General features: G+C 48.1%; 13 protein-coding genes. 6 read left to right on the top strand and 7 right to left on the bottom strand.

Annotation, left to right across the window (positions count from 1 at the left end):
• Positions 1 to 50: 50 nt before the first annotated feature.
• Genes cmoM through mukB form a run of 4 tightly spaced genes read left to right on the top strand, consistent with a single transcriptional unit; the run spans position 51 to position 7,345 of the window.
• The gene (gene cmoM / locus HCZ42_RS13240) at positions 51 to 842 is read left to right on the top strand and encodes a tRNA uridine 5-oxyacetic acid(34) methyltransferase CmoM (RefSeq protein ID WP_167421144.1); all 792 of its coding nucleotides are present in this window, start codon (positions 51 to 53) and stop codon (positions 840 to 842) included.
• Between the two features lie 2 nt (positions 843 to 844).
• On the top strand, positions 845 to 2,182 hold the full coding sequence (gene mukF / locus HCZ42_RS13245) for a chromosome partition protein MukF (protein ID WP_053410797.1): 1,338 nt from the start codon (positions 845 to 847) through the stop codon (positions 2,180 to 2,182).
• The gene (gene mukE / locus HCZ42_RS13250) at positions 2,163 to 2,891 is read left to right on the top strand and encodes a chromosome partition protein MukE (RefSeq protein ID WP_167421145.1); all 729 of its coding nucleotides are present in this window, start codon (positions 2,163 to 2,165) and stop codon (positions 2,889 to 2,891) included. Before mukF ends, mukE begins: the two co-directional genes overlap by 20 nt.
• Positions 2,888 to 7,345: a chromosome partition protein MukB gene (gene mukB, locus HCZ42_RS13255; protein WP_167421146.1), complete on the top strand. Its 4,458-nt coding sequence runs from the start codon at positions 2,888 to 2,890 to the stop codon at positions 7,343 to 7,345. The genes mukE and mukB overlap by 4 nt, the downstream gene beginning before the upstream one ends.
• A gap of 127 nt (positions 7,346 to 7,472) precedes the next feature.
• Here mukB and HCZ42_RS13260 read toward each other — a convergent pair whose 3' ends face one another.
• The 6 genes from HCZ42_RS13260 to HCZ42_RS13285 all read right to left on the bottom strand — a co-directional run bounded on the left by HCZ42_RS13260 (position 7,473) and on the right by HCZ42_RS13285 (position 13,755).
• Entirely contained in the window at positions 7,473 to 8,453 is a 981-nt protein-coding gene (locus HCZ42_RS13260) for an alpha-L-glutamate ligase-like protein (RefSeq protein ID WP_167421147.1), read from the bottom strand.
• Between the two features lie 3 nt (positions 8,454 to 8,456).
• The gene (locus tag HCZ42_RS13265) at positions 8,457 to 9,962 is read right to left on the bottom strand and encodes an inactive transglutaminase family protein (protein ID WP_167421148.1); all 1,506 of its coding nucleotides are present in this window, start codon (positions 9,960 to 9,962) and stop codon (positions 8,457 to 8,459) included.
• 19 nt (positions 9,963 to 9,981) lie between these two features.
• Positions 9,982 to 10,731: an ATP-dependent zinc protease family protein gene (locus tag HCZ42_RS13270; protein ID WP_167421149.1), complete on the bottom strand. Its 750-nt coding sequence runs from the start codon at positions 10,729 to 10,731 to the stop codon at positions 9,982 to 9,984.
• Between the two features lie 241 nt (positions 10,732 to 10,972).
• Positions 10,973 to 11,944 (bottom strand): tRNA 5-methoxyuridine(34)/uridine 5-oxyacetic acid(34) synthase CmoB, encoded by a 972-nt coding sequence (cmoB, locus tag HCZ42_RS13275; RefSeq protein ID WP_167421150.1) that lies wholly within the window; start codon positions 11,942 to 11,944, stop codon positions 10,973 to 10,975.
• A gap of 104 nt (positions 11,945 to 12,048) precedes the next feature.
• A complete protein-coding gene (cmoA, locus tag HCZ42_RS13280; RefSeq protein ID WP_167421151.1) occupies positions 12,049 to 12,786 on the bottom strand; it encodes a carboxy-S-adenosyl-L-methionine synthase CmoA in 738 nt (245 codons plus the stop codon).
• A gap of 102 nt (positions 12,787 to 12,888) precedes the next feature.
• Complete coding sequence (locus HCZ42_RS13285) at positions 12,889 to 13,755, bottom strand: DUF72 domain-containing protein (protein WP_167421152.1); 867 nt, start codon at positions 13,753 to 13,755, stop codon at positions 12,889 to 12,891.
• A gap of 262 nt (positions 13,756 to 14,017) precedes the next feature.
• Between HCZ42_RS13285 and aspS the strand changes: the two genes are divergently transcribed.
• Positions 14,018 to 15,796, top strand: coding sequence for an aspartate--tRNA ligase (aspS, locus tag HCZ42_RS13290; protein ID WP_167421153.1), 1,779 nt, complete (start codon positions 14,018 to 14,020; stop codon positions 15,794 to 15,796).
• An 80-nt stretch (positions 15,797 to 15,876) separates the two neighbouring features.
• Here the strand turns inward: aspS and HCZ42_RS13295 are convergent, their stop codons facing one another.
• Positions 15,877 to 16,575, bottom strand: coding sequence for a pseudouridine synthase (locus HCZ42_RS13295; RefSeq protein ID WP_167421154.1), 699 nt, complete (start codon positions 16,573 to 16,575; stop codon positions 15,877 to 15,879).
• Between the two features lie 348 nt (positions 16,576 to 16,923).
• Between HCZ42_RS13295 and HCZ42_RS13300 the strand changes: the two genes are divergently transcribed.
• On the top strand, positions 16,924 to 19,149 hold the full coding sequence (locus HCZ42_RS13300) for an NADP-dependent isocitrate dehydrogenase (protein ID WP_167421155.1): 2,226 nt from the start codon (positions 16,924 to 16,926) through the stop codon (positions 19,147 to 19,149).
• Positions 19,150 to 19,165 lie beyond the last annotated feature (16 nt).

Consider the following 19,165-nt stretch of genomic DNA (forward strand, 5'->3'; position numbering starts at 1 on the left):
TTTCTTGTGACAGAATAGCAGCACGATTAGACATAATACCCTAAGCTGCTGTGACTGAAGACCGCAATTTCGACGATATTGCCCACAAATTTGTAAAAAACATATATGGCTCGGATAAAGGCGAGATTCGCCAAGTCATTGTTTGGGAAGATTTAGAACAACTATTGACCGCTGTTGACGGCGACAGCCGAGCCCTTGAAATATTAGACGCCGGTGGCGGCTTAGCACAAATGTCACAAAAGCTTGCCAAGCTCGGACACCACATATCTTTATGTGATCTATCTTCGGAAATGTTGCAACTAGCAAAGCAGGATATTGAAAAAAATGGCTTGCTTGAGCAGTATCGCTTGATTCATTCACCCGTCCAAGACATTGAACGACACCTAGAACGACCAGTTGATGTCGTGATGTTTCACGCGGTGATGGAGTGGTTGGCTGATCCCAAGTCCGCTTTAGCAACAGTATTAGAACAAGTGAAACCGGGCGGCGCCGCTTCAATTATGTTCTACAACCATCATGGGCTGGTCTACAAAAACGTGGTGTGCGGCAATATTCCTCATATTTTGGATGGTATGCCTCACCGCAAGAGATTTAAATTACAGCCACAGAAAGGCTTAAAACCTGAAGACGTCTACCAATGGATAGAAGACGCGGGATTTGAAATCTGTGGTAAATCAGGTATCCGCTGTTTTAGTGATTACATTGGGAATATGCAATACACCGGCGACTACCAATATGAAGATGTGTTGGCACTCGAAAAACAACTTTGTCGACAAGAGCCATACCTCTCATTAGGCCGATACATACACGTATGGGCAAAAAAGAAAGAGAAACAGGAATAACAATGAGTGAGATGACTCTCAATGCTGCAGAGCAACCAATTGACGAATTGGTTAGCTGGGTGAAGCAGCACGATTTCTCATTGAACCTGACGACTGAACGATTGGCTTTTCTAATCGCAATTGCAGTATTAAGCAACGAAAGGTTTGATGAGGAATTGGGTGAAGGTGAACTGCATGATGCATTTACCATCGTCACTCGGCTATTTGAAGACACCGGTGAAGCTTCGGCTTTCCGTGCGAACAATGCCATCAACGAAATGGTGAAACAGCGACTGATCAGTCGTTTCACCAGTGAAGTGAATGATGGTGCAAGTATTTACCGTTTGTCACCGCTGGCAATCGGCATTACCGATTACTACGTTCGCCATCGTGAATTTTCTAAACTCCGTCTTTCTATCCAGCTTTCAATGGTTGCCGATGAAATGGCAAAAGCGATTGAAGCTGCGCAGAAAGGTGGCACTCCGGGCCACTGGAAGAAAAACGTCTATGGGGTACTGAAGTACTCAGTAGGGGAAATCTTCGATCAAATTGACCTCAACCAACGCGTGATGGACGAACAGCAACAGTCAGTGAAGCTGCAAATTGCTGAGCTGCTGAATAAAGACTGGCGCGAAGCGATCAATAACTGTGAAGCTTTGCTGTCTGAAACCTCCACCACGCTGCGTGAGCTGCAAGATACCTTACAAGCGGCGAGTGATGAGTTGCAAACGCAAATCCTTGATATCCAAGAGATCGTCTACGGAGACGATGAGCTGGAATTTATCGAGGAAGCGTTGTTTGGTCTGCAAATGAAGCTTGACCGCATCACCAGTTGGGGTCAGCAAGCGATTGACCTGTGGATCGGCTATGACCGCCACGTGCATAAGTTTATCCGTACCGCAATCGATATGGATAAAAACCGTGCCTTCAGTACGCGCTTGCGTCAATCCTTCAAAGATTACTTTGATATGCCTTGGTATCTGACTTATGCAGATGCGGAAAGGCTCACCGACCTTCGTGATGAAGCGCTGGTACTGCGTGACGATGAAGTCACGGGTCAAGTACCGATGGAAGTGGAATACGAAGAGTTTCAACAAGTCAATGATGAGCTGTCAGAGCGCATTGGCGAGATGCTCAAAGTGCATAAAGAGCAGGGCAGTGCCATCGATCTCGGTGTGGTACTGCGCGACTATCTAGCTCAGCATCCTCGCACTCATCACTTTGATTTAGCCCGTATTGTTGTCGATCAAGCGGTTCGCTTAGGTTATTCGGAATCTGATTACCAAGCAATTCAGCCAGACTGGCAAGCGATCAACGATTTTGGGGCAAAGGTACAAGCAAATGTCATCGACCGATACTAATGAATACATGCCAGAGAATCTGGTGAAAGCAATTTCGAACCCTCTGTTCCCAGCGCTAGATAGCATGCTGCGTGCAGGGCGTCATATTTCTAGCGAAGACTTGGACAACCACGCACTGTTGTCTGACTTTGAAGTCGAACTGTCTTCGTTCTACCAACGCTACAACACTGAGCTAGTGAAAGCGCCGGAAGGTTTCTTCTATCTTCGCCCACGTTCAACTTCATTGATTGGCCGCAGCGTACTCTCTGAACTGGACATGCTGGTAGGTAAAGTGTTGTGTTTCCTTTACCTTAGCCCTGAGCGTCTGGCTCACGAAGGTATCTTCACCAACCAAGAGCTGTACGAAGAGCTACTGCAATTAGCGGATGAGAAAAAGCTGATGAAGCTGGTCACCAACCGCGCCAATGGCTCTGATTTAGACAAAGAAAAGTTGTTTGAAAAAGTACGTACTTCATTACGTCGCCTGCGTCGTCTCGGTATGATCATCAATATCGGTGAAACTGGAAAATTCAGCATCAGCGAATCGGTGTTCCGCTTCGGTGCAGACGTACGTGTGGGTGATGATATGCGTGAAGCGCAGCTGCGTCTGATCCGCGACGGTGAAGCGGTAGTACATACCAAAGAGCCAAGCCAAGGCAGTTTGCTTGCTGAAGAAGAGGCAAGCGACGACAACGAGCAAGAAGAAACATTTGAAGAAGGTGAAGCATGATTGAACGTGGTAAATATCAATCGCTGACCATGGTGAACTGGAACGGCTTCTTTGCACGTACCTTTGATATTGATGGTTTAGTTACAACTCTGTCTGGTGGTAACGGTGCGGGTAAGTCGACCACAATGGCGGCTTTCATCACCGCTTTGATCCCAGACCAAACCCTACTGCACTTCCGTAACACCACTGAAGCGGGCAGCAGCCAGTCGTCTCGCGATAAAGGTCTCTACGGTAAGTTACAACCAGGCGCGTGTTACGCTGCGTTGGATGTGGTGAACTCCCGTAACCAGCGTTTACTGTTTGCAGTGAAGCTGCAGCAAGTCGCGGGACGCGATAAGAAAGTTGATATCAAACCGTTTGTGATCCAAGGTCTGCCTAGTCACGTCAAACCAACGGACATATTGATCGAAAGCGTTTCTGCAACTCAGGCTCGCGTGCGTCAAATCAACGAAGTGAAAGACGCAATCGTGCAATACGAAGGTGTGCAATTCAAAGCCTTCTCATCGATCGTCGACTACCACGCGCAAATGTTTGAGTTTGGTGTCGTGCCTAAGAAACTGCGTAACTCTAGCGACCGCTCGAAGTTCTACCGCCTGATCGAAGCGTCGCTTTACGGTGGTATTTCTAGTGCGATCACGCGCTCGCTACGCGATTACCTGTTGCCACAAAACGGCGGCGTTAAGAAAGCGTTCCAAGATATGGAATCGGCGCTGCGTGAAAACCGCATGACGCTGGAAGCGATCAAAACCACTCAGGCTGACCGCGACCTGTTCAAGCACCTGATTACCGAATCGACCAACTACGTGGCTGCAGACTATATGCGCCATGCCAATGACCGTCGTAACAAGCTAGAACAAACACTGGCTCTGCGTTCAGAGTTGTTCAACTCGCGCGAAACACTGGTTGAACAAAACAACCTGCTGAACCGCGTCCAAGAAGAGCTTGAACTGCTGGTGGACTCTGAGTCTGCGCTCGAGCAGGACTATCAAGCGGCTTCTGACCACTTGCAGCTGGTGCAAAATGCTTTGCGTCAGCAAGAGAAGATCGCTCGCTACGAAGAAGATCTTGAAGAGTTGAGCGAGCGTCTTGAAGAGCAAATGATGGTGGTTGAAGAAGCGCAAGAGCGCGTTCTGATGGCTGAAGAACAAGCGACCATTTCTGAAGAAGAAGTGGATAGCTTGAAGACTCAGTTAGCCGACTACCAACAAGCGCTGGACGTGCAACAGACTCGTGCGCTGCAATATCAACAGGCAGTTCAAGCGTTAGAGAAAGCAAAACAGCTCCTTGAAGACGACAGTCTGACGGAAGAAACCGCGCAAGCGTTAGTGTCTGAGCTTAAGCTTAAAGAAACCGAAAGCACCAATACCTTGCTGTCGGTGAAGCACAAGTTGGATATGTCGTCAGCAGCAGCGCAGCAGTTTGATACCGCACTGAAACTTGTTCAAAGCATCAAAGGGCAGGTTGAGCGCAACCAAGCGGCAAGCGAGGCGAAAGAAGCGTTGCAACAAGCACGCGACGCAAAACATACCACACAGAATGAGCAACAATGGCGTGCTCAGCATCGTGATTTAGAGCGTAGTTTAAATCAGCAACGTCAGGCTCGCGAGTTAGTAGAAAGCTACCGTAAACAGCATCATGTTGAGCTGACTGATGAAATTGCGTTTGAGCAGGAACGTGAACGTCATGCGATGCAAATTGAATCGCTGGAAATGGCGCAAGAAGAGCTGCGTGAACAGCGCAGCGAACAGCGTCGCCTAGAACAAGACGCAAGTGCCGAAATCCGCAAACAAGAGGCGATTGCCCCGACTTGGATTGCCGCGCATGACGCGCTAGAAAAACTGCGTGAGCAAAGTGGTGCCGAGCTAGAAGACAGCCAATCGGTAATGAGCCACATGCAAGTGGTGCTTGAGCAAGAGAAACAACAATCTCTGGCGAAAGACAAATTAGCTGAGCGCCGAGCGCAACTAGAAAGTGAAATCGAGCGTTTAGCCTCTCCGGGCGGTTCCAACGATCCGCGTTTAAAAGGTCTGGCTGATACGCTTGGCGGCGTTCTGCTGTCTGAGATCTACGACGATATCACGATTGATGATGCACCATACTTCAGTGCGATGTATGGTCCTGCTCGTCACGCGATTGTCGTGTCTGACCTATCGGGCATCGAAGAAAAGCTAGTCGAACTCGACGATTGTCCGGAAGACCTCTACATCATCGAAGGCGATGTCGACGCATTCGATGATAGTTCATTTGATGCAGAAGAGCTGGAAGGTGCGGTTTGCGTTCGCATGAACGACCGCCAGATGCGCTACTCACGTTTACCTGAAATTCCATTGTTTGGCCGTGCAGCGCGTGAACAGCGCTTAGAATTGCTGCGTGCCGAGCGCGATGAAGTGGTTGAGAAGCACGCTAAAGCGGCCTTTGATTCTCAAAAGCAGCAGCGTTTGTACCAAGCATTCAACCACTTTGTTGCTAACCACATTCAGGTTGCGTTCGAATCTGATCCAGAACAGGCATTGATGGGCTTACGCGAAAAGCGTAACCAAGTTGTGCGCTTACTGGCCGATCTTGATGCAAAAGAGCAGCAGCAACGTTCACAATTGCAAACCAGTAAGCAAGCGCTGGCGTCGCTAGATAAATTAGCACCGCATATGGCGCTGGTTGAAGACGACACTTTGCAAGGTCGTTTTGACGAGCTTGAAGAGAAGATCGCGCAGCTTTCAGAAGCGAAGGCATTCCTTAACAACCACGGTAAGGCGTTGCTTGAACTGGAGACAATATCTTCAGCGTTGGAAGCGGATCCAGAGGAATTTGATGCACTGGAAGCGGAATACCAAGCGGCTGATCAGCAACTGCAAGTGTTGAAGAAACAGATCTTCGCCTTGTCTGATCTGGTTGAACGCCGTCATTACTTCGCGTACTCAGACTCGGTTGATCTGCTAAACCAAAGCAGTGAACTGAGCGAGCAGCTTAAAGCGAAACTGGTTCAAGCAGAGCAAGCCCGTACTCGTACGCGTGAAGAACTCAAGCAATCTCAAGCTCAGATGAACCAATACAACCAAGTATTGGCATCGCTGAAGAGTTCGCACCAAGCGAAACTAGAGACGGTTCAAGAGTTCAAACAAGAGCTGCAAGAGTTTGGTGTTAACGCAGACGAAGGCGCAGAAGAACGAGCGATGCGTCGTCGTGATGAGTTGCAAGAACGCCTACATAGCTCTCGTAGCCGTAAGAGTGAGTACGAACGTACCATCACTTCGACAGAGCTTGAGATGAAAGGTCTGGCGAAACGTCTGAAGAAAGTGCAGAAAGAGTACGCTGAGCTGCGTACCTTTGTTGTCGCAGCAAAAGCGGGTTGGTGCTCAGTACTGCGCTTGGCGCGTGAAAATGACGTGGAGCGTCGTCTTCACAAGCGTGAGTTGGCGTACATGTCGGCGGATGAGCTGCGTTCGATGTCGGATAAATCGTTGGGTGCGCTGCGTCTTGCCGTTGCCGACAACGAAGACCTGCGTGATGCGCTGCGTCTGTCTGAAGACAACGCGCGTCCAGAACGTAAAGTCTTGTTCTACATTGCGGTCTACCAGCATCTGCGTGAGCGCATTCGCCAAGACATCATCCGCACCGATGATCCGGTGGAAGCCATCGAAGAAATGGAAGTGGAACTTGCACGTCTGACGGAAGAATTAACCCAGCGTGAAAATCGCTTGGCGATCAGTTCAGAGTCGGTTGCAAGCATCATTAAGAAGACCATTCAGCGTGAGCAAAACCGCATTCGTATGCTTAACCAAGGTTTGTCGAACATTTCGTTTGGTCAGGTGAAAGGTGTACGCCTGAACGTTAAGATCCGTGAAAGCCATGAGATTTTGCTCAACGGTCTAGCGTCGCAGCAAGAGCAGCACAAAGACCTGTTTGAAACCTCGCGCTACACCTTCTCTGAAGCAATGGCGAAACTGTTCCAACGCGTTAACCCGCATATCGACATGGGACAACGTTCTCCACAGGTATTGGGTGAGGAACTGCTGGATTACCGTAACTACCTAGAATTGAGTGTTGAAGTAAACCGTGGTTCGGATGGCTGGTTGCAAGCGGAATCTGGCGCACTATCAACGGGTGAGGCGATCGGTACGGGTCAGTCAATTCTATTGATGGTCGTTCAGAGTTGGGAAGAAGAATCTCGACGTCTGCGTAGCAAAGATATCGTTCCTTGTCGTCTACTGTTCCTTGATGAAGCAGCGCGTCTGGATGCGAAATCGATCTCGACACTGTTTGAACTGTGTGACCGTTTGGATATGCAATTGCTTATTGCGGCGCCAGAGAACATCAGTCCTGAAAAAGGCACGACTTATAAACTGGTACGTAAAGTGTTTAAAGACCACGAACACGTACACGTTGTGGGTCTGCGTGGCTTTGGTCAACCAGACAAGCCGAAGAGCGAGATCCAAGAGTTGGTTGAAGAACTCTAATCTTACGCCAATACGCAAAGCCCAGCTCGATGCTGGGCTTTTTTGTATCTGTGCTTTAAGCCGATGATTGTATTGGGTATAAAAAAGCCCCGCTTGGTCAAGCAGGGCTTAATCGTCAGTCAGTATCTTAGAACAAGGCTTTTGCGCCAAACTGCTTAGCAGAGTAGGCCACGCGTTGCTCCGGAGTCGGATAATTGGCAGGCATACCAAGCGTTTCGATATGTTGAAGCCTTGGCAACAAGCCCGCACCATTAGCGATTTGGATAGCCAGTCCTGGGCGAGCGTTAAGCTCAAGTACCATTGGACCTTCTTCTTTATCCAATACCATGTCTGTGCCCATGTAACCAAGGCCAGTCATTTCCCACGCGCTAGACGCAAGCACCAACAAACGCTCCCAATGTGGAACTTGTAACGTTGCTAGGTCTTTACCTGTATCTGGATGATGGGTGATCGGTTGGTCAAACTGTACCGCGCGAATCGCTCTACCCGTCGCAATATCGAGTCCAACGCCAACCGCACCTTGGTGCAAGTTCGCTTTGCCGTCAGACGCCGCAGTTGAGCAACGCATCATCGCCATTACCGGGTAGCCTTTGAAGACGATAATACGCACATCAGGCACACCTTCGTAACTGAAGCCTTCGAAGCAGTCATCGAACTTAATCAAGTTTTCGACTACTGCGACGTCATTCTTGCCACCCAGCGAAAACAAACCTGCTAGTGCGTTACTGATGTGGCGTTCAACGTCTTCTTTACCAATCGTTGAACCTGATGGTTTGGTATACACGCCATCTTTGTGCGAAGTAATTACCAGAATGCCTTTACCGCCACTGCCTTGCGCAGGTTTGATCACGAACCCAGGCCAGTCTTTGACGATATCGTGAATCGAGCGCACGTCGGCTTGGTTACGGATCACGCCGATTAGCTTTGGCACGGTTGCGCCTGCTGCTTCCGCGATGATCTTGGTTTTTAGCTTATCGTCCACCAACGGGTACTTCGAGCGATCATTGTAGCGACCAATGTAACTGTGGTTACGTTGATTCATTCCCATGATCCCTTTATGGCGAAGTTTGCCCGGGGTCGTAAAGCGCGAAGTTAAACGTGATAGCATCGTTTAGTCCTCCGCTAGTGGTTTGAAGCGACGTAGCTCAGTCAAACGGTAACCTGTGTAAGTACCTAGTAGCAGGATGCCTGCTAATACAATCAGTTGTAGACCAATGAAGTTAAATGTCAGGTGCTGAATGTATGGGTTGGTCATTGCAAGGTAAACCAGTACCGCAGTTAACAGCGAACCACCACCTTGTAGAACCACTTCTTTAGCGCCTTCTTCTTCCCACAGAATCGACATACGTTCGATTGTCCATGACAAGATGATCATCGGGAAGAAGGTAATCGACAGACCTTCAGTCAGACCGATCTTGAATGCGACAACAGTAAACACCGAGATGATCATAATCACCGTGATGATCACCGCCGAAATCCGCGCGACGAGCAGTAAATTCAGTCGTGACAAGTAACTTCGTATCACCAGACCCGTACCGACAATCAGCAAGAAGCCGAGAATACCAGTTAGTAGTTGGGTTTGAACAAACGCTACGGCGATAAGCACAGGCATGAATGTGCCCGATGTTTTTAAACCTATGATCACGCGCAGGAACACGACAATCAGCGCACCGATTGGGATCAGCATGATGGTCTTAAACATCGCTTGCTCTTCAAGAGGTAAGCTGTGAATAGAGAAGTTAATCAGGCCGTCAGCTTGTACTTTGTCGTCGGTCGCTTGTTGAGGCGTGACCTCTAGCGCGATCATCGAGAAGTGAACTTGGCTGTTTTGACCACCCATCAGGTCAAGCAGGGAAATGTTTGACTCATCCCAAACTAGAATGTTTTCAGCAATGACTTGCTGTGCACTTTCTGGGTTAAACAGTACCCATTTGCTGCCATTCCAAACTTGGTTCATGTGTTGGATTGTTTGACGGCGGCGGCCGTCTTCCAATTCAATCACACCGACGATTTTACCTGGCACTTGAGCGTATGCGAGAAGCTTGTCGATCGCCTCGACCTTGCTCATGTTATTGAGGATAAGGGAGGCGTTTTGGCTTTCGCTGTCATTAATGGCTTTAACCAGCTCGCGAGCAAAAGTGACATCATCTGCTGAGCGTTGGTTTGCAACCGCAATCAATGCTGCGACGGCTGCTTCAGTTGGACCATCAAAGGTTGGCTTGACGATATCGCCGCTTGGTGGAATCGCTTCCACTTTCGCTTGAGGGTCGACAAGGAATTGTGCCTTGTAGTAGATGGTTTGTGCGCCAACAGCATGACGAATGGACCACTCTGCACGACGACCCGTTTCAGTGTTGACGTATGAAACGCCATAGCCAGGGGACGATGATGATTCGCCAACTAGGGTAAAACCGTTTTGTGTGTGTGGTGCGGCAAGCGATGCTTTAACTGGCGAGCCTTGCGCGTTAAATTCGATGCGAGCTTCGATGTCCCATACCTGACGAGTTTCGCCCGGAGTCCATGGCACACCATAGCTTTGGTGACGGAATAGACTCAGTGCGATACCCGCGAGAATAAGTAGCACAACTGAAATATAAAAAGGAACTTTAGACGTCATTATTTTACCTTACTGGCTTTTATTTTTTGCTTTTTGACGGTGGTGTTTGGATGTACTTCTTGCTTACATCAACCACGGCGATATCTCGCATAAACTCACGGCCTAGTAGCACAGGGTGGCTCATTTGAGATCGATCCGCTAACGTGAACTGGGCTTTCTCGTGGATCTTTCCTAGCTCAACCCAAAGCTCGACAACGGCTCTGCGTTCTACATCTTCGTTAGTCGACTGGCGGATTTTTACGTAACGTATAACCGGCGCTTCAATCCAATTATCTTCTGTTGGTGGCGTGTCACCGTCAGACAAGTGGAATCTCACCCAGTTGTTGCCATTGCGTTCAAACTCTTCGATGTCGATAGCATTGAGAGACGACGTCGCTGCGCCTGTATCTACGCGCGCATCAAAAGCTTGTTTGATGGTATCGATGGTCACTTTTTCAACTTCGCCAAGAACAATGTTATGGGTCGGCGTCGGTGGCTCTGGTGTTGGAGCAGGGATAACAACTGGTGCATTTTTTTTGCGAACTTCTGCGACAACGTCTTTCTTAAGACGAATCATCTCTCTGTCCAGAACCGCAATTTTCTTTTCTAGTGACTCGATGTAGTCCGTTTGGTTACTAAGCTGAAGCGACAAGTTTTCAAGCTTAGTCGATACGTTCGTTTCAGAAGCCTGAATAGATGCGAGTGTTTCGTTGTGATACTGCTCGCCTTTGGTCAAAGAGCAGCCGGACAGAACTGCTAAGGCTACTATTGGAGTCAATCTGGTCAGCATTGATAAACCTAAGAATGTTTAAGTTGTTATAAATAAGGAGTTTAGCGTATATACGTAATCACTCACAACTTCCAAAGAGTGCGAAGGTCTCAAATAGTGAGGATTGTAGATAATACACAATAAAATGAGGGTTATATTGTACCCTCATTTTACCAACAAAGCATGTGCTACGAGACTAAACGTAAACAAATCGTTATGAGTTAACGCCCTGTCAATTCGTCAAGTTGAAGTGAGAATTTGTCTATGGCTTAGTTGCCACCAACACCGCGCGGCGTGGGGCCGGGTGGCCTTCAACGGTTTTACTCGGATCGTTTGGATCTAAGTAGTCAGGTAAAGAGTTGTGCGTCATCCAGTCGGTGGTACGCTGTTCATCTGTTGAGGTCACATTCTCATCAACGATACGTACGTCAATAAAGCCGACTTGCTCTAGCCATACTTTAAGTGCTTTGGCTGAAGGGAAGAAGTAAACGTTGCGCATTTGCGCATAGCGGTCAACAGGGACAAGCACCGAAGTCTCATCCCCCTCAATGACAAGAGTCTCAAGCACTAACTCACCACCAGAGACAAGCTGGTCTTTTAACTGAATCAAATGGTCAAGTGGTGAGCGACGGTGATAAAGCACGCCCATACTGAATACGGTATCAAACGCTTCGAGTTTAGGCAGTTGCTCGATACCTAGTGGTAGAAGGTGCGCACGTTGGTCGCCACCCATCAACTTACGGATCGCCTCAAACTGGATTAAGAATAAATGAGACGGGTCGATACCGACACACAAACGCGCGCCAGCACCCAGCATACGCCACATGTGGTAGCCGTTCCCGCAACCCACATCAAGCACGCTGCGGTTCTTGAGCGGAGAAATGTGTGGCAATACGCGGTCCCATTTCCAGTCACTGCGCCATTCCGTATCGATATGGATACCGTGAATGTTATATGGACCTTTGCGCCACGGGTGGAAAGTACGCAGCAGGTTCTCCAGCTTTTTTAACTCGCCTGTAGGCATCGGCTCGTGGTTTGAAACCGTCACCGACTCAGTGATATCGATGTGGTCAGGTTGACCCTCTGGGATTTTGTTTAGCGCTTTTAACCAACGCCCAAAATCACCGTGCTCCGCGTTTTGCCAGTCAGTCAGTTGCTGAGGCAGGGTGTTGAGCCACGGTTGTAGACGTGTATCTTGAGCGATCAGTTGGTAGAAGTTAGCGAAATTAAACATGAAATCCGAACCTGGTGCCTATGGTTGTATTCCCTAGAAAAATCGTCGACGATCAGTGCTTCTAGGGGGTGAGCACTCACCGCTAAAATTAGTGGTTTGCGCGATTACTTAATCGCAAACATTGAGCCAAAGTTAAAGCACTGGAACCAAACGTCGTAGCTGCTAAAGCCAATTTTGGCGAAACGTTCTTTGTGTTCTCGCTTTGAATTTGGACGCATTACGTTTTCAATCGCACTGCGTTTTTGGCTGATCTCTAACTCGCTGTAGCCATTTGCACGTTTAAAATCGTGGTGCAGGTCAATCAGTAGCTCGTTTGAAACAGGGTCTTCAAACACGAACTTTTCAGACAGAATCAAAATACCGCCCGGACGTAAACCCGCGTAGATTTTTTCCAGTAAGCTGTAACGATCTTCTGGAGATAAGAATTGCAAAGTGAAGTTGAGAACCACCACTGATGCATTTTCGATCTCGATATCGCGGATGTCTGCTTCGACAACTTCCACCGGAGTATCGCTACGGTAAGCGTTCACGTGCAGTTTGCAGCGCTCGACCATCGCTGACGAGTTATCTACCGCGATGATCTTGCAGCCTTCTTGCTGAATATGGCGACGCATCGAAAGTGTTGCAGCGCCAAGTGAACAACCTAAGTCGTAAACGTTGCTATGAGGCTTTACAAATCGTTCTGCCAGCATGCCAATTGCAGAGATGATGTTGCTGTAACCCGGTACTGAACGTTGAATCATGTCCGGAAACACTTCCGCGACACGTTCATCAAACGTGAAGTCGCCAATTTTATCGATTGGCGCCGAAAAAATGGTGTCTGGATTGCTTTTAGGGTTCATAACTCGTTCTCTTACCAAAGGGCAACTGCGTTCGGCAGGCTTTAAAAAGGCGCGTATTTTATGAGAAATTCGCGTCTCTGTCATGTATTGCTTTAGATTGCCTCAGAACATCTGTAACTGGGAGTTGCCATCGTTGGCAGGAAAAGGTGCTAAATCGGGTAACGCCACGTTTTTTTGTAGCATTTTGTACAGATTCGCTGCCAGCTCTGGGGCGACGATATTATCGGCGGTATGAATCATCACGTATGGCTGCTTACCTTCGGTTATCCATTGCGGCAACTTACTCAACCAAGGGGTGAAAAAGTCGTAGTTTTGCTGTTCGAGCGGGTGGCCAATAAAACGAATCATCGGGTGAGAAGCGGTCGCAATCGCATGAACCGGAACTTTGGGTTTTTTCATCTGCGCATCGATGATCGCTTCGTTATCGGGTTTTGCTGCGAACACCGGGCGACTGTCCATAATGATTCGATCGTAGCCACACTCTATCAGCCATTGATTGAGTGCTCGTTCTGCGTCGCCTTTCGCAAAGAACGCTGGATGACGAACCTCCACACCAATGGGAAAACTTGGTGGAAACAGGGCACAAAACTGTTTGAGCGCATCAAGGTGCTCGGGGCCGAAAGCGGCTGGCAACTGAATGGTCCATTGTCCGATGCGATCATGCAGCGGCGCCATTACCTGCATAAACTCTTTCAACTGCGCTTGGCTGCCTTTGAGCATCTGCTGGTGGGTGATGGCTTTGGGCAGTTTGAAGGTGAAGCGAAAATCATCAGTTGTCGCAGATTTCCAATTCTGAACGGTGGTTATACTTGGCGTCGCGTAGAAGGTGGTGTTGCCTTCTACGGTATGAAACACCTGCGCGTACTTTTCTAGCCTTTCAGCTGGTTTGGTTCCACTGCCGTAAAAGCTCTGTTGCCAGTTGTTATGCGACCACATGGTCAGGCCAAGTCGTAAGGGTAAACCGTCCATAACCTTCTATTCATATTCTTGTATGAGAGTTTTGCCGAATCACCCTTTATAGGGCTATAATCAGCGCCAATTTTTTAATATTGATGCAGTTTTGCGCCTTTGTTGGTGTAAAAAGCATCAATAGAAGATAAATCGCAATTAATTGTACGTTGAATAGTCGATCTAAAAGTACTTTCAGCGTATAAATGGAACTTTGCTCTATCTGTGACGTTATCATTGATAGATAGTAATCAACAAATTTATAGAGATTGGGAATTTCATTATGCGTACCCATTACTGTGGTCACCTGAACAAGTCCCTTGCAGGACAAACTGTAGAACTTTGCGGCTGGGTTAACCGTCGCCGTGATTTAGGCGGTCTTATTTTTATCGATATGCGAGATCGTGAAGGCATCGTTCAGGTAGTTGTAGATCCAGATATGGCGGATGCGTATGAAGTGGCTAACACACTTCGTAATGAATTCTGTATCAAACTAACGGGTGAAGTGCGCGTTCGTCCTGAAAGCCAAGTAAACAAAGACATGGCAACAGGTGAAGTTGAGATCCTTGCGAAAGGTCTTGAAATCATTAACCGTTCTGACGTTCTGCCGCTAGACTTCAACCAGAAGAACTCTGAAGAGCAGCGTCTGAAGTACCGTTACCTAGACTTGCGTCGCCCAGAAATGAGTGACCGCATCAAGCTACGTGCTAAAGCGTCAAGTTTTGTACGTCGTTTCCTAGATGACAACGGTTTCCTTGATATCGAAACGCCAGTACTGACGAAAGCGACACCAGAAGGTGCTCGTGACTACCTAGTACCAAGCCGTGTTCACAAAGGTAGCTTCTATGCGCTTCCTCAGTCTCCACAGCTATTCAAACAGCTGCTAATGATGTCTGGTTTTGACCGTTACTACCAAATCGTGAAGTGTTTCCGCGATGAAGACTTGCGTGCTGACCGTCAGCCAGAATTCACACAGATCGATATCGAAACGTCATTCATGACGGCTGATCAAGTGCGTGAAGTGACTGAGAACATGGTTCGTGATATGTGGCAAGAGCTATTAAACGTAGATCTAGGTCAGTTCCCAGTGATGCCATTTAGCGAAGCAATCCGTCGTTTCGGGTCTGACAAACCAGACCTACGTAACCCACTAGAGCTAGTAGACGTTGCAGACCTAGTAAAAGACGTTGAGTTTAAAGTGTTCTCTGGCCCTGCGAATGACGAGAAAGGCCGCGTTGCGGTTATCCGCGTACCAGGCGGTGCATCTCTGACTCGTAAGCAGATCGACGGTTACGGTGAATTTGTTGGTATCTACGGCGCGAAAGGCCTAGCGTGGATGAAGGTTAACGACCGCGCTGCAGGCATGGAAGGTATCCAATCTCCAGTTGCTAAGTTCCTTAACGAAGACGTGATCAACGGTATTCTTGACCGCACTCAAGCAGAATCTGGCGACATCATCCTATTTGGCGCTGATAAAGCGGGCATCGTTGCAGAAGCAATGGGTGCGCTACGTTTGAAACTAGGTAAAGACCTAGAGCTAACCGACGAGTCTGCATGGGCACCGTTATGGGTTGTTGACTTCCCAATGTTCGAAGAAGATGACGAAGGCAACCTACACGCGATGCACCACCCATTTACTTCACCTCTAGGAGTGACAGCGGAAGAGCTAAAAGCGAACCCAGCGGCAGCGAACTCAAATGCTTACGATATGGTGCTAAACGGCTACGAAGTAGGTGGTGGTTCTGTACGTATCCACAATGCAGAAATGCAGGCAGCGGTATTCGATATTCTAGGTATTGATGCAGACGAGCAACGTTTAAAATTCGGTTTCCTATTGGACGCGCTGAAATTCGGTACGCCTCCACACGCAGGTCTTGCATTCGGTCTAGACCGCTTGGTTATGCTGCTATGTGGTACGGAAAACATCCGTGACGTAATCGCGTTCCCGAAAACTACTGCCGCTTCTTGTCTACTGACAGACGCTCCAAGCCTTGCAAACCCTGCTGCGCTTGAAGAACTAGCGATCGCAGTGACCGCAGCGAAAGAGAAAGACGCAGAGTAATCAGCGAATCTTGTTCGACTCAATAGCAAAACGCCACTTCAATCGAAGTGGCGTTTTTTATTGCGCTTAAATTGTGGCTGTTAACGGTTTAACTGGATCTCTCGCCATTCTCCAGTTTGTAAGTCTCCTAAAGTGACATCACCCATTGAATAGCGAATCAAACGCAGAGTAGGGAAGCCGATATTTGCCGTCATACGTCGCACTTGGCGGTTACGACCTTCGATGATGGTAATGGCTAACCAAGTGGTCGGGATATTGGCGCGAAAACGAACCGGAGGGGTTCTTTCCCACACTTGCGGCTCTTCGATTACTTCGACTTGTGCGGGCAACGTCATGCCATCTTTTAACTCAACCCCTTTGCGCAACTTGTCTAAATCCGCTTCGCTCGGTGCGCCGTCTACTTGAACCCAGTACGTCTTGGGTGATTTTGAACTCGGTTGGGTCAACTTTGCTTGCAAAATACCGTCGTTGGTCAAAATCATCAGCCCTTCGCTATCGCGGTCTAATCGCCCAGCGGCGTACACATCTTTGACTGGAATAAAATCGGCCAGTGTTTTTCGTCCGTCACCATCGGTAAACTGACTCAAGGTATCGTACGGCTTGTTAAAAGCGATGACTTTTCGTTGCTCAGATGAGATTCTTGGCTTGTTTGACGACACCTTCTTACGGTTTCTGGACGTATATTTCTTGTCATTTTGAACCGAGGAAGGGCGTTTAAAACCCTTTTTGCCTTTATTCGGCGAAGACTTTGGAGACTCACGGCGTGAGCTTGGTGACATGTTAACTACCTTGCAAAAATGTAAACGAAGTGTGTTTGAAAGTTTCGATTTGCCCGAATTTAGGCTACTATGTGCGCGCCCAAAAACAGGATTGGTGAACAAGATAATAGACTATTCTACCGATTTTGTTTAATTATAAAGACTAGTTCTCATGGATCTTGCTTTCGAGAGAAGGTAAGTAAAAAACAGAAGAGACAACAATCGCAAACAAGTGAGGGGATGGCACATACTACATACAGCATTGACCAAACGCGTCATGGCTGGTGGAGGTATTATCAACTTGTTGGCGGACACACTATAACAAAGCCGTTCATCCGACTGGCCTTGTCAGAACAATAGGGAAATTTCATGCCTACAGAAAAACCTACAATCATTTACACCATTACTGATGAAGCTCCTGCACTAGCGACATATTCGCTGCTTCCAATCATTCAGTCTTTCACTGCTTCATCAGGTATTGACGTTGATACGCGTGATATCTCTCTTGCTGGACGTATTCTTGCTAACTTCCCAGAGCACCTAACAGAAGAGCAACGTATGGGTGACGCACTAGCTGAGCTAGGCGATTTAGCAAAAACTCCTGAAGCAAACATCATCAAACTGCCAAATATTTCGGCTTCTATTCCTCAGCTAAAAGCAGCAATCAAAGAGCTGCAAGCGAAAGGCTTCAACCTACCAAACTACCCTGAAGAGCCAAGCACATACGAAGAAGAAGCGATCAAAGCGACTTACGACAAGATCAAAGGTAGTGCGGTAAACCCAGTACTACGTGAAGGTAACTCAGACCGTCGTGCGCCGCTTTCAGTGAAGAACTACGCGAAGAAAAACCCACACTCAATGGGTGCGTGGTCAAAAGACTCAAAGTCTCACGTTTCAAGCATGTTGAACAACGACTTCTTCGGGAGCGAAAAATCGCACACCGTTGATGGCGCAACAACGGTTAAAATCGAGTTCGTTGGCCAAGACGGCAGTGTGAAAGAGCTAAAAGCACCATTCGCAATCCAAGACAAAGAAATCATTGATTCGTCAGTGATGAACAAAAAAGCATTGGTTGAATTCTTCGAGAAAGAAATCGCTGCTGCGAAAGAACAAGACGTTCTGCTTTCACTGCACATGAAAGCGACAATGATGAAAGTATCTGACCCAGTGATCTTTGGTCACGCGGTTAAGGTTTACTACAAAGATGTGTTTGCGAAATACGGCGAGCTATTCGATAAGCTAGGCGTCGACGTAAACAACGGTATCGGCGACGTTTACAGCAAGATTGAAGCGCTTCCTGAAGCACAAAAAGCAGAAATCGAAGCGGCACTTCAAGCGGTTTACGAAACTCAGCCACCACTCGCAATGGTTGACTCTGACCGTGGCATCACCAACCTGCACGTACCAAGCGACATCATCGTTGACGCATCTATGCCAGCAATGCTGCGTTCTTCTGGTCAAATGTGGGGTCCGGATGGTAAGCAGAAAGATACGAAAGCGTTGATCCCAGATCGTTGTTACGCGGGTATCTACCAAGCGGTAATCGACTTCTGTAAAGAACACGGTGCATTTGACCCAACCACTATGGGTAGCGTACCAAACGTGGGCCTAATGGCTCAGAAAGCAGAAGAGTACGGTTCACACGACAAGACATTCATCCTTGATGCAGCCGGTACAGTACGTGTTGTTGACGCATCAGGTGCGGTGCTACTAGAGCAAGCAGTGGAAGCTGGCGACATCTTCCGTATGTGTCAGGTGAAAGACGCGCCAATCCAAGACTGGGTGAAACTGGCGGTAACACGTGCGCGCGCAACTGGTGTACCAGCGGTATTCTGGTTAGATGAAAACCGTGCACACGATGCAGAGCTAATCAAGAAGGTGAAGGCTTACCTACCGGATCACGATACATCAGGTCTGGATATCAAGATCCTTGCTCCACTGGAAGCATGTATGTTCTCTCTAGAGCGTATCAAAGAAGGTCTAGATACCATTTCAGTAACGGGTAACGTTCTTCGTGACTACCTAACTGACTTGTTCCCAATCCTTGAGCTAGGTACATCAGCGAAAATGCTATCAATCGTTCCGTTAATGAACGGTGGTGGTCTGTTTGAAACTGGTGCTGGTGGTTCTGCTCCTAAGCACGTTCAACAGGTTGAGAAAGAAAACCACCTACGTTGGGATTCTCTAGGTGAGTTCCTAGCATTGGCGGCGTCTCTTGAGCACCTAAGCACAGTTACAGGCAACGCGAGAGCGAAGATACTGGCTGATGCACTAGACAAGGCGACAGGTGAGTTCCTAGACAACAATAAATCGCCTTCACGTAAAGTGGGCGAGTTGGATAACCGTGGTTCACATTACTACTTAGCGACGTACTGGGCACAAGCACTTGCTTCGCAAACTGAAGATCAAGCGTTGGCAGAAGAGTTTGCTTCAATTGCTGAGCAACTAGCGGCAAACGAAGAGAAAATTCTTGCTGAGCTGAATGGCGCACAAGGCGTTGCGGGTGACTTAGGTGGTTACTACGCACCAGATGCAGAGAAAGCATCAAACCTGATGCGTCCAAGCGCGACATTGAACGCGATTATCAATCGATAATCTCGGATAAAAAAGA

Origin of the sequence: Vibrio hepatarius (assembly GCF_011806575.1) — a bacterium.
GTDB classification, from domain to species: Bacteria; Pseudomonadota; Gammaproteobacteria; order Enterobacterales; family Vibrionaceae; genus Vibrio; species Vibrio hepatarius_A.

Bases quoted from the DNA above. Each gene is read 5' to 3' on its own strand.
- HCZ42_RS13265 (WP_167421148.1), bottom strand. From the start codon at position 9,962: ATGACGTCTAAAGTTCCTTTTTATATTTCAGTTGTGCTACTTATTCTC.
- mukE (WP_167421145.1), top strand. From the start codon at position 2,163: ATGTCATCGACCGATACTAATGAATACATGCCAGAGAATCTGGTGAAA.
- cmoB (WP_167421150.1), bottom strand. From the start codon at position 11,944: ATGTTTAATTTCGCTAACTTCTACCAACTGATCGCTCAAGATACACGT.
- mukF (WP_053410797.1), top strand. From the start codon at position 845: ATGAGTGAGATGACTCTCAATGCTGCAGAGCAACCAATTGACGAATTG.
- HCZ42_RS13300 (WP_167421155.1), top strand. From the start codon at position 16,924: ATGCCTACAGAAAAACCTACAATCATTTACACCATTACTGATGAAGCT.
- HCZ42_RS13295 (WP_167421154.1), bottom strand. From the start codon at position 16,575: ATGTCACCAAGCTCACGCCGTGAGTCTCCAAAGTCTTCGCCGAATAAA.
- HCZ42_RS13270 (WP_167421149.1), bottom strand. From the start codon at position 10,731: ATGCTGACCAGATTGACTCCAATAGTAGCCTTAGCAGTTCTGTCCGGC.
- cmoA (WP_167421151.1), bottom strand. From the start codon at position 12,786: ATGAACCCTAAAAGCAATCCAGACACCATTTTTTCGGCGCCAATCGAT.
- aspS (WP_167421153.1), top strand. From the start codon at position 14,018: ATGCGTACCCATTACTGTGGTCACCTGAACAAGTCCCTTGCAGGACAA.
- HCZ42_RS13285 (WP_167421152.1), bottom strand. From the start codon at position 13,755: ATGGACGGTTTACCCTTACGACTTGGCCTGACCATGTGGTCGCATAAC.
- HCZ42_RS13260 (WP_167421147.1), bottom strand. From the start codon at position 8,453: ATGCTATCACGTTTAACTTCGCGCTTTACGACCCCGGGCAAACTTCGC.
- mukB (WP_167421146.1), top strand. From the start codon at position 2,888: ATGATTGAACGTGGTAAATATCAATCGCTGACCATGGTGAACTGGAAC.